Annotated in this window: 7 protein-coding genes; 1 reads left to right on the plus strand and 6 read right to left on the minus strand. The window is 64.3% G+C overall.

Annotation, left to right across the window (positions count from 1 at the left end; all coding sequences use genetic code 11):
• Positions 1–31 precede the first annotated feature (31 nt).
• From selO to betI, 6 genes are all read right to left on the minus strand, one after another.
• Positions 32–1,492, minus strand: a complete 1,461-nt coding sequence (gene selO / locus KUO17_RS19540; RefSeq protein ID WP_217977161.1) for a protein adenylyltransferase SelO — start codon at positions 1,490–1,492, stop codon at positions 32–34.
• A complete protein-coding gene (mscK, locus tag KUO17_RS19545; protein ID WP_217977162.1) occupies positions 1,489–4,821 on the minus strand; it encodes a mechanosensitive channel MscK in 3,333 nt (1,110 codons plus the stop codon). The genes selO and mscK overlap by 4 nt, the downstream gene beginning before the upstream one ends.
• 36 nt (positions 4,822–4,857) lie before the next feature.
• Positions 4,858–6,600: a potassium/proton antiporter gene (locus tag KUO17_RS19550; RefSeq protein WP_217977163.1), complete on the minus strand. Its 1,743-nt coding sequence runs from the start codon at positions 6,598–6,600 to the stop codon at positions 4,858–4,860.
• A gap of 273 nt (positions 6,601–6,873) precedes the next feature.
• Positions 6,874–8,571 carry a choline dehydrogenase gene (betA, locus tag KUO17_RS19555; protein WP_217977164.1) on the minus strand — a complete coding sequence of 566 codons (1,698 nt, stop codon included), beginning with the start codon at positions 8,569–8,571 and terminating at the stop codon, positions 6,874–6,876.
• Between the two features lie 82 nt (positions 8,572–8,653).
• A complete protein-coding gene (gene betB, locus KUO17_RS19560) occupies positions 8,654–10,126 on the minus strand; it encodes a betaine-aldehyde dehydrogenase (protein WP_217977165.1) in 1,473 nt (490 codons plus the stop codon).
• Between the two features lie 29 nt (positions 10,127–10,155).
• Positions 10,156–10,821 (minus strand): transcriptional regulator BetI, encoded by a 666-nt coding sequence (gene betI, locus KUO17_RS19565; protein WP_217977166.1) that lies wholly within the window; start codon positions 10,819–10,821, stop codon positions 10,156–10,158.
• Positions 10,822–11,243: 422 nt separating this feature from the next.
• Here betI and betT point away from each other — a divergent pair, with 422 nt between their 5' ends.
• Positions 11,244–13,247, plus strand: coding sequence for a choline BCCT transporter BetT (gene betT / locus KUO17_RS19570; protein ID WP_217977167.1), 2,004 nt, complete (start codon positions 11,244–11,246; stop codon positions 13,245–13,247).
• The last annotated feature ends 351 nt before the right edge of the window (positions 13,248–13,598 follow it).

The raw sequence follows: 13,598 nt of genomic DNA on the forward strand, positions 1-13,598 counted from the left end.
CGAAGAGGCCGGTGCAGTCAAGCCAGGTACATCAGGACGAACAGCTGATCTCCAGGTGCTTGCCCCACTCCGGCGGCCGCTCGGCATAGGCCTGCATCCCCGGCTGTTCCTCGAACGGCCGCGTCAGCACCTGGTGCAGCCGTCGCACCTCCTCGTAATCCCCGCCCTCGGCCGCCTCGATGGCACGTTGGGCCAGGTAGTTGCGCAGGATGTACAGCGGGTTGACCGCATGCATGCGCTCGCGCCGCCCCTGGGCATTGCCCGGCTCTTCAGCCAATCGCGCCAGGTACGCCACCGCCCAGGCGTCGAACCCGGCCAGGTCGACAAAATCATCGCGCACCACCTGCACCGCGTCGCCTGCCGGCTGGTCGCCCAGCTTCCTGAAGAACAGCGTGTAATCCACCGCCCCCTTCTGCATCAGCTCCAGCAGGCGCTCCACCAGCGCCATGTCGTTGTCGCGCGCCTCGGTCAGCCCCAGGCGCCGACGCATCAGGTCCAGGTAATGCGCCTGGTACAACGGCAGGAACAGCCCCAGCGCCTCTTTCAACGCCTCCACACTGATGAACGGCGTCAACGCCTGGGCCAGCGCGCTCAGGTTCCAGTGTGCGATCGGCACCTGGTTGCTGAAGCTGTAGCGCCCCTGGTCGTCGGAGTGGTTGCAGATGAAGCCGGCATCGAAATCGTCGAGAAACGCAAACGGCCCGAAGTCGAAGGTGATGCCCAGGATCGACAGGTTGTCGGTGTTCATCACGCCGTGGCAGAACCCATAGGCCTGCCAGCGCGCGATCAGCTCGGCATTGCGCTCGACAATGGTCCTGAACATCGCCAGGTACGGCTCGGGCTGCTCGCGGCAGTCGGCAAAGTGCAGGTTCAGTACATGCTCGGCCAGCTCGCGCTGCTGTTCGGGCTGGCGGGTGTAGTAGAAGTACTCGAAATGGCCGAAGCGGATATGGCTCGGGGCCAGGCGCAGCACCATGGCCGCGCGCTCCTGGGTTTCGCGCCATACCGGCGTGCTCGAGCCGATCACGCACAGGGCGCGGCTGCTGGGGATGCCCAGCGCGTGCAACGCCTCGGACGCCAGGAACTCGCGAATCGAGGAGCGCAGCACCGCGCGGCCATCGCCCATGCGCGAGTACGGCGTCTGGCCCGCGCCCTTGAGGTGCAGGTCCCAGTGCTCGCCGGCAGCGTTGTAGACCTCGCCCAGCAGTAACCCGCGGCCGTCGCCCAGGCGCGGGTTGTACGAGCCGAACTGATGCCCCGAATAGACCATGGCCCGCGGCTCGGCCTCGGCCCACAGCTTGTGCCCGCTGAACAGCTCGGCGAACACCGGCGAGTGGGCCTCGGTAGGGTCGAGGTCGAGCAGCGCCATGGCCGCCTCGCTGACCACCACAAGGCGCGGCTCGGCAATCGGCTCGGGCAGCACATGGGTGGAGAACGCGTCGCCCAGGCGGGCGAAGCGGTTGTCGAAGGTCAGCTCATCAAGGGCTTTCAACGGCCATCTCCTGAAGCATCGGTGGGCGGATCGGGCAACACGGTCTTGTTCGGCGCTTCGACCGGCACCATCTTGTACTCCTGGCCCTGCATGTTCTTCAGGTACACCTCCATCTGCCGGAACGAGATGTTGATGTGCTGCTTCTTGAACTCTTTGTTGATGTAGCGGTTGATCTCGTCAAGCACCGGGTTGCGGTCGCCCAGGTCACGTACGTGCATGCGCAGTTCGTGGTCCAGGGTGCTTTCGCCGAAGTTCAGGAAGTACACGATCGGCGCCGGCTCCTTGAGCACCCGCGGGTTCTCGTTGGCCGCCTGCAGCAGCAGGGAGCGCACCAGGTCCAGGTCCGAGCCGTAGTCCACGCCCAGCTTGAGGGTCACCCGGGTGATGGTGTCGGTCAGCGACCAGTTGATCAGTTGCCCGGTGATGAAGGTCTTGTTGGGGACGATGATGTCCTTGCGGTCGAAGTCGGTGATGGTGGTGGCGCGAATGCGGATCTTGCTCACCGTGCCCGACAGGTTGCCGATGGTGATGGTGTCGCCGATGCGCACCGGGCGCTCGAACAGGATCATGATGCCGGAGATGAAGTTGGCGAAGATTTCCTGCATGCCGAAGCCCAGGCCCACCGACAGCGCGGCCACCAGCCATTGCAGCTTGTCCCAGCTGACCCCGAGGGTCGACAGCGTGGTGACGAAGCCGACCCCGGCAATCACGTACGACAGCAGCGTGGTGGTGGCGTAGGCGCTGCCCTGGGCCAGGTTCAGGCGTGACAGCACCAGCACCTCGAGCAGGCCCGGCAGGTTGCCGGCCAGGGCAAAGGTGATGCCCACGATCACCAGGGCACCCAGCAGGTCGCCCAGGCTGATCGGCACCATGCTCATGGCCGCGCCCGTGCCGCTGGTGTACTCGTACAGGGTGATGTTGTCGAGGTAGGCGAACACGCTGATCAGGTCGGCCCACACCCAGTACAGCGCGGCCATGAAACCACCCAGCAGGGCCAGGCGGATCAGGCGCAGCGACTGCTGGTTGACCTGCTCGATGTCCAGGGTCGGTTCTTCGACGATCACCTCGCCATCGAGCCCTTCCTTGGTCGCGTTGCGCTTGCTCAACGCGCGCTGGTAGGCCAGGCGCCGCGCGGCCACGGCCAGCCCGCGCACGAAGGCGGCCTCGATCACCAGCCAGAACATCAGCAGGTACAAGGTGTCGATCAGGCGGTCGGTGAGCTTGAGCGCGGTGTAGTAGTAGCCAAAGCACACGGCAATGAACAGCGCCACCGGCAAGGCGGTGAACGCCACGCCCACGGCCTTGCGGAACAGCGAGGTGTTGCGGTGGGTGGGGCTGCTCAGCAGCAGGCGGCTGAGCAGCCAGGCCATCAGTGCGTAGCAGGTCAGCACCACGCCGATGCCGAGCACGTCTTCGGCCAGCGCCGAGGGCTGATGCTCGGCCACCGCGACCACGCCGACCAGCGCCAGCACCACGCTGCCCAGGCGTCGGATCCAGCCGCGCAGGAACTCGACCTGCGGCTTCTCCCAGCGAAAATGCAGCTCGGCCACGCCACCGGGTGCCAGGATTCGGTAGGCGGTATAGAACACCAGCCAGGCCTGGGCGATCTGCCACAGCGCAGCACCCAGGTTGGCGTTCTGCCCGCGGGCGTCGATCTGCAAGGCGTAGCCGCACAGCGCCAGGCCCAGGCTCAATGGCATGGCCAGGAGGATATTGATCAGGATCGCCTGGGGCGTGTGCCACTGGCTGTCACGTTTGAAGTGGCCGACATCCTGGTGAACCTTGCTCAGGCGCGCATACAGGTACTTGCGCCGCCACAGCAGGGCGCCGATCAGCAGCAGCAGGGGCAGGAACAGCAGCGGGCGCTGGGTCAGGCCGTCGGCCAGTTCGTTGATGCCCGACCCCCACGGCAGGCTGACCACCTGTTTGTGCAGGCGCTCTGGCACAGTGCCCAGCCACTCCAGGTCCAGCGGCTTGTTGCTGGGAATCCAGAACATCTGCTCGTCGAGGGTGCCGCGCAGGTTCTGCGCGGTGCTCAGCAACTGCTTCTGGTTGAGCTGCAGGGTGATCGATTCGTTGAGCAGGGCGCTCAGCTCGCGGTTCAGGCGTTCGAGCAGGTCGCTGCGGGTGATCGCCACCTCCAGCAGCGCCTTGCGCAGCTGCGGGGTAACGCTCTCGGGCGGCTGGGTCCCGAGCAGCTTTTCGACATAGCTGCTGGGGCTGCTGATCTGTTCGCGCTGCTGGTTGACCTCGAACTGGTAGAGGCGGATGTCGGCGATCTGGTCGGCCAGGTCGCGGTCGACCTTCAGGTGCGGCAACGCCTGCTTCTGCTTGTAGAGGATCTTGGACAGCAGCAGGCTGCCCTTGAGCACGCTGATCTGTTCGTCCAGGGCCTGGTCGGCCTGGGTCAGGCTGTCGAGCTGCTGCTTGGTCTTGAGGTTCTGCTGGGTCAGCTCGTTGAGCCGGTCGGTGCTGCGCAGCAGGTAGTCGGAGAGCTTGAGGTTGGCCGCGCTCTCGGTGGCCAGCACACTGCTGCCGCCGGCCTTCTGCGCCTCGATCGACTGCTCGGTGACGGTTTGCTGGGACTGCGCCAGGCGCTTCTGGTTGATCAGTGTCTGCAGGTCCTGGATCTCTTGTTCCAGGCGCGTGGCGCGCTCGATCAGCAGGTCGTGCTGGCTGTTGCCCAGGTCTTGCAGCAGGCTGTTGCCGGCCAGTTCCTGGCGGCGCAGCAGGGTCAGCGAGGTAAGCGAGGCCAGCTCGGCATTGAGCTGGTTGCGCTGCTCGGCCGACAGGCTCTTGCCGTTGTCCTTGCCAAGCTTGAGGGTGCTGTTGATCTGCTGGGTGCGGGTCTGGTTGCTGCTGATCTCGGCCTGGGCGCGCTCGGGGCGGGTCTGGGAATTGATGATCAGGCTGTTGGCTTCGGACAGCGCCTTTTGCAGCTCACCCTGCTGGGTGGTGCGCTCGGACAGCAGTTGCTCCAGCTGCGGCACATTCAGTGCGGCATAGCGCTGGGCCACCGGGACGAGCTTGCTGTCCTTGAGCCGGGTCAGCTCGCGCTGGCTCTCGCTGGTCTGGCGCGGCGCGTCGGTCAGTTGCTGCTTGAGCGCGGCCAGGCGCTTGTCGTAGTCCTCGCGCGCGGCGAGAAACCCCAGGGTCTGCTCCAGCACCTGCTGCAGGGCCTTCTGGTCGGCCTCGGGCAGCTTGCGCTCGGCGATCTTGTCCAGGCTGTGCTGGACGCTCGCGGTGGAAGGTGGCTCCGCCGCGTGGGCGAGGGAGAGGGACAGGCACAGCCCGAGCAGGGCTGCGCTAAAAACAGTGCGCAGGGACATAGGCAGACGTCGTAGAACCGGGCAGAGAATCGAAGTTTAAAGGAACAACCCGGGGCCGGGTCGAGAACCTTCGGGGAATTTGATCCCCACTTTGAGGATCTTGTTCCCTTCCATCAGTGCAACGGTCCACAAGGTGCTGTTCCATTCGATCTGGTCGCCCACCACCGGCGCGCCGCCCACCTTCTGTGCGATGAAGCGTGCCAGCGGCAGGTGCGCGTCCTGGCCGTCGAGCTGCAGGCCGTACAACGCCGCTACAGCCCCCAGTTCTGCGTCCCCTTCGAGTACGAAGTCGCCGAAGAAGCGCAGGTCCAGGCCACGCTGCGGCGCCTGGCTGAACAGCTTGCCGAGGGCCGGCAGGTTGTGCTCATGGCCGATCACGCACAGCAGGTCGCCCACTTCCAGGGTGGTACTTCCCGACGGATGGAGCAGTTGCTGGCCACGGAACAGGGCTGCAATACGGGTGCCCTCGGGCATTTTCAGCTCGCGCAGGGCCGCGCCGATGCACCACTTCTCTGCGCCCAGGCGGTACACGAACAGCTCCCACTCGCTGGTGATGTGCACTTCCAGGGCCGAGCGCGAAATGGGCGCAGGGTCCGGCGGTACGGTCACCTTGAGCAGGCGCGCCACCCACGGCAGGCTGGTACCCTGCACCAGCAGCGAGACCAGCACGATGAAGAACGCCAGGTTGAAGTACAGCTGCGCATCGGGCAGGCCGGCCATCAACGGGAACACCGCGAGAATGATCGGCACCGCGCCACGCAGGCCGACCCACGAGATAAACACCTTTTCGCGCCCGTGGAAGGCCTTGAACGGCAGCAGACCGACCATCACCGACAGCGGCCGCGCGAACAGGATCATCCACAGGGCCAGGCCCAGTGCCGGCAGGGCGATCGGCAGCAGGTCGTGGGGCGTGACCAGCAGGCCCAGCACCAGGAACATGCCGATCTGCGCCAGCCAGGCCATGCCGTCGAGCATGTGCAGGATGCCGTGGCGGCTGCGGATCGGCCGGTTGCCCAGCACCAGGCCGCACAGGTACACGGCCAGGAAGCCGCTGCCGTGCAGGGCGTTGGTCAGGGCGAACACCACCAGGCCGCCGCTCACCACCAGGATCGGGTACAGGCCGCCGGCCAGGTTCATGCGGTTGACCAGCTGCAGCATCAGCCAGCCGCCGCCCAGGCCCAGCAGGCTGCCGATGCCGAACTCGCGCACCAGGTGCCCGAGCAGGCCCCAGTGCAGGCCGTTCTGGCCGCTGGCGATCATCTCGATCAGGGTCACGGTGAGGAATACTGCCATCGGGTCGTTGCTGCCCGACTCGATTTCCAGGGTGGCGGTCACCCGTTCGTTCAAGCCCTTGCCGCCCAGCAGCGAGAACACCGCAGCGGCGTCGGTGGAGCCGACGATGGCGCCGATCAGCAGGCCCTGCATCAGGTTCAGGTCGAACAGCCAGGCGGCCGCCAGGCCCGTGAGCCCGGTGGTGATCATCACCCCGACCGTGGCCAGCGACAGCGCCGGCCACAGAGCCACGCGAAAACTCGACACGCGTGTGCGCAGGCCACCGTCGAGCAGGATCACGGCCAATGCCAGGTTGCCCACCAGGTAGGCGGTGGGGTAGTTGTTGAAGATGATGCCGCCGCCGTCGACACCGGCGACCATGCCCACGGCCAGGATGATCACCAGGATCGGGATGCCCAGGCGCGAGGAGAGTGAACTGACCAGGATACTTGCACCTACCAGCAATGCGCCGATCAAGAACAGGCTATTGATGGTGGACGCATCCAAAGGCAGTACTCCAGGGCAGTGCAGAATAAGGTCGACTTGCTTTTTGCCTGACTTCAGCTAGCAGGTCGCGTGCCAAGGATTCTAACCTGATGAGTTGGCGGGCTGTAAAGCGATTATCGCGGGTACAAAAAAAGCACCGCCCGGGTGCTTGATCTGCTGTTGCCAATACGGACGCTTTCGCTGGCAAGCCAGCTCCCACAGGTACCGCACTGCCCTCAAGAGCAGTGATAAACCTGTGGGAGCTGGCTTGCCGGCGAAGCGGGCTGCAGGGTCTTAAGCCTGCGCCACTTCACGCATCGGCTTGCCCTTCACCGGCGCACCATTGGCCACATAGTATTTGGCCGTGCTGCGCGGCAATGGCTGGCGACCACGGATCCTGTCGGCGATTTTCTCCGCCATCATGATCGTCGGCGCGTTCAGGTTGCCGGTGGTGATGATCGGCATGATCGAGGCATCCACGACGCGCAGCCCCTGCATGCCATGCACGCGGCCCTGGTGGTCGACCACCGCCATCTCGTCGGTGCCCATCTTGCACGAGCACGATGGGTGGAAGGCCGTTTCGGCGTGCTCACGGATGAAGGTATCCAGCTGCTCGTCGGTCTGCACCTCGGCGCCCGGGCTGATCTCGCGGCCACGGTAGGCGTCCAGCGCCGGCTGCGCCATGATCTCGCGGGTCAGGCGGATGCCGTCACGGAACTCCTGCCAGTCCTGCTCGGTGGCCATGTAATTGAACAGGATGCTCGGGTGCTGGCGCGGGTCGCGCGATTTCAGCTGGATACGGCCGCGGCTGGGCGAGCGCATCGAACCCATGTGCGCCTGGAAGCCGTGTTCCTGTACGCCGTTGCTGCCGTTGTAGTTGATCGCCACCGGCAGGAAGTGGTACTGGATGTTCGGCCAGTCGAACTCAGGGCGCGAGCGGATGAAGCCGCCGGCCTCGAACTGGTTGCTGGCGCCGATACCGGTGCCGGCGAACAGCCACTGCGCACCAATGGCCGGCTGGTTGTACCAGAGCAGCGACGGGTACAACGACACTGGCTGGGTGCAGGCGTATTGCAGGTACAGCTCGAGGTGGTCCTGCAGGTTTTCACCCACGCCCGGCAGGTCATGGACCACCGGAATGTTCAGGCTTTCGAGCAGGGCGGCCGGGCCTACACCGGAACGCTGCAGCAGTTGCGGCGAGGCGATGGCGCCGCTGCACACGATGACTTCCTTGCGTGCACGGGCCTCGACGCGCTCTTCGCTGGCGCCTACCAGGTAGGTTACGCCCACGGCGCGCTTGCCTTCGAACAGCACGCGGTCACTCAGGGCATGGGTGACGATGGTCAGGGTCGAGCGCTTCTTGGCCGTGTCCAGGTAACCGCGTGCGGTACTGGCGCGCCGGCCGTTCGGCGTGACGGTACGGTCCATCGGGCCGAACCCTTCCTGCTGATAGCCGTTCAGGTCTTCGGTACGTGGGTAACCGGCCTGCACGCCGGCTTCGACCATGGCGTGGAACAGCGGGTTGTTGCCGGCTTTTGGCGTGGTCACGCTGACCGGGCCTTCGCCGCCGTGGTAGTCGTTGGGGCCGATGTCACGGGTTTCCGCCTTGCGGAAATACGGCAGGCAGTCCAGGTACGACCAGTCTTCCAGGCCTGGCAGCTTGGCCCAGCCGTCGTAGTCCATGGCGTTGCCGCGGATGTAGCACATGCCGTTGATCAGCGACGAGCCACCCAGGCCCTTGCCGCGACCACACTCCATGCGGCGGCCGTCCATGTGGGGCTCCGGATCGGTCTCGTAGGCCCAGTTGTAGCGACGGCCCTGCAGCGGGAAGGCCAGCGCGGCCGGCATCTGCGTGCGGAAGTCGGCGCGGTAGTCCGGGCCGCCGGCTTCAAGCAGCAATACGGTGACGCCTTCGTCTTCGGTCAGGCGGGTCGCCAGGGTGTTGCCGGCCGAGCCGGCCCCGACGATGATGTAGTCAAATACGTGGGACATGGTGTGTACCCTCATTGGCAGTGAGCAGGGGAGCGGGGGAGGCACCCGGGCCGTGGAGCCCGGGCGCGGCTGCACGGGGTGCTTAGAACACCGACGCGTAGTTGCCCAGCTCGACCTGTACCGACTTGATGCGAGTGTACTGGGCCAGCGAGCTGATGCCGTTTTCACGGCCGACACCGGATTGCTTGTAGCCACCGACCGGCATTTCGGCCGGCGATTCGCCCCAGGCGTTGATCCAGCAGATACCCGCTTCCAGCTGGTGGATGATGCGGTGCGCGCGGCTGATGTCGTTGGTGCAGACACCGGCGGCCAGGCCGTACTCGGTGTCGTTGGCGCGGCGGATCACTTCTTCTTCGGTCTCGTAGGACAGGATGCTCATCACCGGGCCGAAGATCTCTTCCTTGACGATGGTCATGTCGTCGCGGCAGTCGGTGAACACGGTCGGGGCGACGAAGGCGCCCTTGGCGAACTCACCCTCGGTCAGGCGCTCGCCGCCACACAGCACGCGGGCACCTTCTTGCTTGCCCTTGGCGATGTAGCCCAGCACGCTTTCCATGTGGGCGAAGCTGACCAGCGGGCCGAAGTTGGTGTTTTCGTCTTGCGGGTTGCCGACACGGATGCGTGCCACGCGCTCGGCGATCTTGGCTTCGAACGCCGCTTTCATCGAGGCCGGGATGAACACGCGGGTGCCGTTGGTGCACACCTGGCCCGAGCTGTAGAAGTTGGCCATCATCGCGATGTCGGCGGCGCGGTCCAGGTCGGCATCTTCACAGATGATCAGCGGCGACTTGCCGCCCAGCTCCATGGTCACTTCCTTGAGCGAAGAGCTCGAGGCGCTGGCCATGACCTTCTTGCCGGTGGTGGTGCCGCCGGTGAAGGAGATCTTCTCGATGCGCGGGTGTTCGGTCAGCAGGGTGCCGACGTCGCGGCCGCTGCCGGTCAGTACGTTGAACACGCCGTCCGGCAGGCCGGCTTCGGTGTAGATCTCGGCCAGTTTCAGGGTGGTCAGCGACGTGACTTCCGATGGCTTGAAGATCATCGCGTTGCCGGCGGCCAGGGCCGGGGCGGATTTCCACAGGGCGATCTGGATCGGGTAGTTCCACGCGCCGATCCCCACGGTCACGCCCAGCGGCTCGCGGCGGGTATAGACGAACGAGCTGTCGCGCAGTGGGATCTGCTCGCCTTCGATGGCCGGCACCAGGCCTGCGTAGTATTCGAGCACGTCGGCACCGGTGACGATGTCGACGTAGCGGGTTTCGGAGTACGACTTGCCGGTGTCCAGGGTTTCCAGCGCGGCCAGCTCATCGTTGCGCTCGCGCAGGATGTCGACGGCGCGGCGCAGGATGCGCGAGCGCTGCATGGCGGTCATCGCCGCCCAGACTTTCTGGCCACGTTCGGCGCTTTCTACTGCACGCTCCACGTCGGCTTCGTTGGCGCGTTGCACCTGGGCGAGGACTTCGCCGTTGGCCGGGTTGATGGCGTCGAAGGTGGCGCCGCTGGAAGCGTCGACATAACCACCATCAATGTAGAGTTTTTGCGTTTCGAAACGGGCCATAGTGTCCTCGCAAGTGCAGTGTGTGTTGGCTATGCGCGCTGTGCTCCTGCTTGTTTGGCAATCGCGACGCGCGGTGGTTCAGAGGCCTGGGTATGTGTGTCCGGGCTCGTCTGTTTAGCCAGTTGTAGATCCATGTATTCGTAGGCGATCTGCTTTGCCTGGTCGGTGTCGAAGGCATCCCCCGACAACGCGCCGCGCAGCCACAGCCCGTCGATCAACGCAGCCAGCCCGCGGGCCGCGCTGCGTGCTTCAGGCAGGGGCAGCGTGCGGCGGAACTGGCAGCACAGGTTGGAATACAAGCGGTGATCGTTGATCCGCTGCAACCGGTGCAAAGACGGCTGGTGCATGCTGGCGGCCCAGAAGGCCAGCCAGGTTTTCATTGCCGGGCCGTTGACCTGACTGGCGTCGAAGTTGCCTTCGATGATCACCTGCAGGTAGGCACGCGGGCTGTCGTCCTTGAGCGCCTGGCGGCGTGCCGAGACATTCTCGATCAGCACGTTCATCAGGTACCGCATGGTCGCTGCGATCAGGCCGTTCTTGTCCTGAAAGTAGTGACTGATGATGCCGTTCGACACACCGGCCAAACGGGCGATCAGCGCAATGCTGGCATCCCCCAGCCCGACCTGATCGATGGCCGTCAACGTGGCTTCGATCAACTGCTGGCGGCGGATGGGTTGCATACCGACCTTGGGCATCTTGCACATCTCCTCAGGCCTTCGGGCAGACGACAGGCGGCTACCGGGCGAAGGCCAGTCTATTTTGTTTTGATTGAACGTTCAATCAACAAAGAATAAGCTCTGCGACAATTCGCGCCATTGACAGGGTTTTCTGACCCTTCGCTGACGCAGATTGGCACCCCAAAAAAGACGTGTAACCCCCGAAATGCAAGGCGTGCACGGGTTTAAACGGAACGTTGAACAGCAGTGCCCTGCGGTGTCGCACCGCGCGGCGAACCCTCATGACGGGGTTCTTGTGCTGTTTTTTCAACGCACCCGGTTTGGGATCACGGTTTTTCAAGGTGCTTTTATAACACCTGACGCAGTAGGGCTATTGCACCAATTGCGCGGGTGACGGGTCGATTCGTGTTTTCTCTCGCACTGCCTGGAGCATCTGTGCAATGAGTTCTGCCTCCCTTATCAAGACCCCTGCCGAGAGGGTCCGGGTCAACAGCGTGGTGTTCTACACCTCGGCGCTGCTGATCCTGCTGTTGACTGCCTTGCTGATCGCCGCCCCGGACGCGGCCGGCCAAATCCTCGGCCAGGCCCAAGCCTGGCTGTCGCGCAGCTTCGGCTGGTACTACATGCTGGTGATCGGCGCCTACCTGGTGTTCGTCATCGGGCTGGCATTTTCCTCGTACGGCAAGCTCAAGCTTGGCGGCAAGGATGACAAGCCCGACTTCAGCTACGGTGCCTGGGCCGGCATGCTGTTCTCCTCCGGTATCGGTATCTCGCTGCTGTACTTTGGCGCGTCCGAACCGCTGGACCATTACTTCAACCCGCCCCAAGGTGCGCCGGCCAGCCTGCAGGCCGCCCGCCAGGGCATGCAACTGACCTTCCTGCACTGGGGCCTGCACGGCTGGGCGATCTATGCCCTGGTCGGCCTGGCCGTGGCGTACTTCGCGTACCGCCACAACCAGCCGCTGGCCTTGCGTTCGGCGCTGTACCCGCTGGTGGGCGAGCGCTGGGTCAAGGGCGCTGCCGGCCACACCGTCGACATCTTCGGCATGTTCGTGACCCTGCTGGGCCTGGTGACCAACCTGGGCATCGGCGCGATGCAGGTGTCGTCGGGGCTGGAGTACCTGTTCGGCATGGCGCACAGCGACACCAACCTGCTGATCGTGATCCTGGTGATGAGCACCGTGGCCACGATTGCAGCGGTATCGGGTGTGGAGAACGGCATTCGCCGCCTGTCCAACCTGAACATCCTGCTGTTCAGCGGCCTGCTGCTGTTCGTGCTGCTGTTCGGTGACACCCTGCACCTGCTCAACGGCTTTGTGCAGAACATCGGCGATTACCTCAACGGGGTGATTCTCAAGACCTTCGACCTGTACGTGTATGAAGGCGACAACGCCAGGTCCGAGGGCTGGCTGGGGCTGTGGACCCTGTTCTACTGGGCCTGGTGGATTTCCTGGGCCCCGTTCGTGGGCATGTTCATTGCGCGTATCTCGCGTGGCCGTACCGTGCGCGAGCTGGTGGCTGGCGTGTTGCTGATACCGCTGGGCTTTACCCTGGCGTGGCTGTCGATCTTCGGCAACACCGCGCTGGACCTGGTGATGAACCATGGCGCGGTGGAGCTGGGGCGCACGGCCGTAGAGCAGCCGGCGATGTCGATCTACCAGTTGCTGGAGCATTTCCCGGCGGCCAAGATCGTGGTGGGCGTGGCGGTGTTCGTCGGCTTCGTGCTGTTCCTGACCCCGGCGGATTCGGGGGCGGTGATGATGGCCAACCTGTCGTGCAAGGGCGGTGACGTGGATGAGGATGCGCCGCACTGGCTGCGTATCCTGTGGTCGGCGATCATCACCCTGGTGACCATCGGGCTGTTGCTGGTGGGCAACTTCCAGGCCATGCAGACCATGGTGGTGCTGGCCGGCCTGCCGTTTTCGGTGGTGCTGGTGGTGTTCATGTTTGGCCTGTTCAAGGCCATGAAGCAGGACGCCCAGGTCGAGCAGGAGCAGGCGGAACTCGCCGCGCGTGGTCGTCGTGGTTTCAGCGAACGCCTGTCGCAGCTGGACCTGCAGCCGACCCAATCGATGGTGCAGCGCTTCATGGACAAGCAGGTCAGCCCGGCCCTGAAGGAAGCGACCGTGCAATTGCAGGGCATGGGCTTGCAGGTGCAGACGCGTCTGGGTCAGTCGCGTGAAGCCATGGGCCTGCGCATCGAGATGGAAGAGGGCAACCCGTTCGTCTACGAAGTGAGCCTGGACGGTTACCTGGCGGCGCCGAGCGAGGCGCCGGTGGAAGGCGAGAGCGAAGTGCGCCAGCGCTACTACCGTGCCGAGGTGTACCTGCACAACGGCAGTCAGGAGTACGACCTGATGGGCTTTACCGCCGAGCAGATCACCCGCGACGTGCTGGACCAGTTCGAGAGCCATCGCCAGTTGCTGGGGCGTGTGTACAGCTGATCGCTGATCGCTGATCGCTGAATGAAGAAGGGCCCTGCCGGCGACGGCAGGGCCCTTTTTTGTGGCTGCCAAGAATACCGACGAACGGTCATAAAAATTTCTGTTTCACGCACTGCGGTCGACGAGCACAGCGTCTTTTCCAGGTTTCCCTGAAATTACAACCCCTGAAACGCCATTCCGTGATTTTTACCCACTGCGCAACTTCTTGCGCACTCAAATGTGGATAACCCTGTGCATACATTGCTGCAGGCCATGTGGGTTGCCATGTACAGACGAGTGCGCAACTTCTTGCGCAGTACTGCGCAAGAAGTTGCGCACTTTTTCGGGTTTGTTCAGACAAAAACGATCAAA

This window comes from Pseudomonas aegrilactucae (genome assembly GCF_019168305.1).
Taxonomy (GTDB): Bacteria; Pseudomonadota; Gammaproteobacteria; order Pseudomonadales; family Pseudomonadaceae; genus Aquipseudomonas; species Aquipseudomonas aegrilactucae.

Excerpts from the sequence above, each read along its gene's own strand:
- mscK (WP_217977162.1), bottom strand. The coding sequence starts at position 4,821 with ATGTCCCTGCGCACTGTTTTTAGCGCAGCCCTGCTCGGGCTGTGCCTG.
- betA (WP_217977164.1), bottom strand. The coding sequence starts at position 8,571 with ATGTCCCACGTATTTGACTACATCATCGTCGGGGCCGGCTCGGCCGGC.
- betB (WP_217977165.1), bottom strand. The coding sequence starts at position 10,126 with ATGGCCCGTTTCGAAACGCAAAAACTCTACATTGATGGTGGTTATGTC.
- betI (WP_217977166.1), bottom strand. The coding sequence starts at position 10,821 with ATGCCCAAGGTCGGTATGCAACCCATCCGCCGCCAGCAGTTGATCGAA.
- betT (WP_217977167.1), top strand. The coding sequence starts at position 11,244 with ATGAGTTCTGCCTCCCTTATCAAGACCCCTGCCGAGAGGGTCCGGGTC.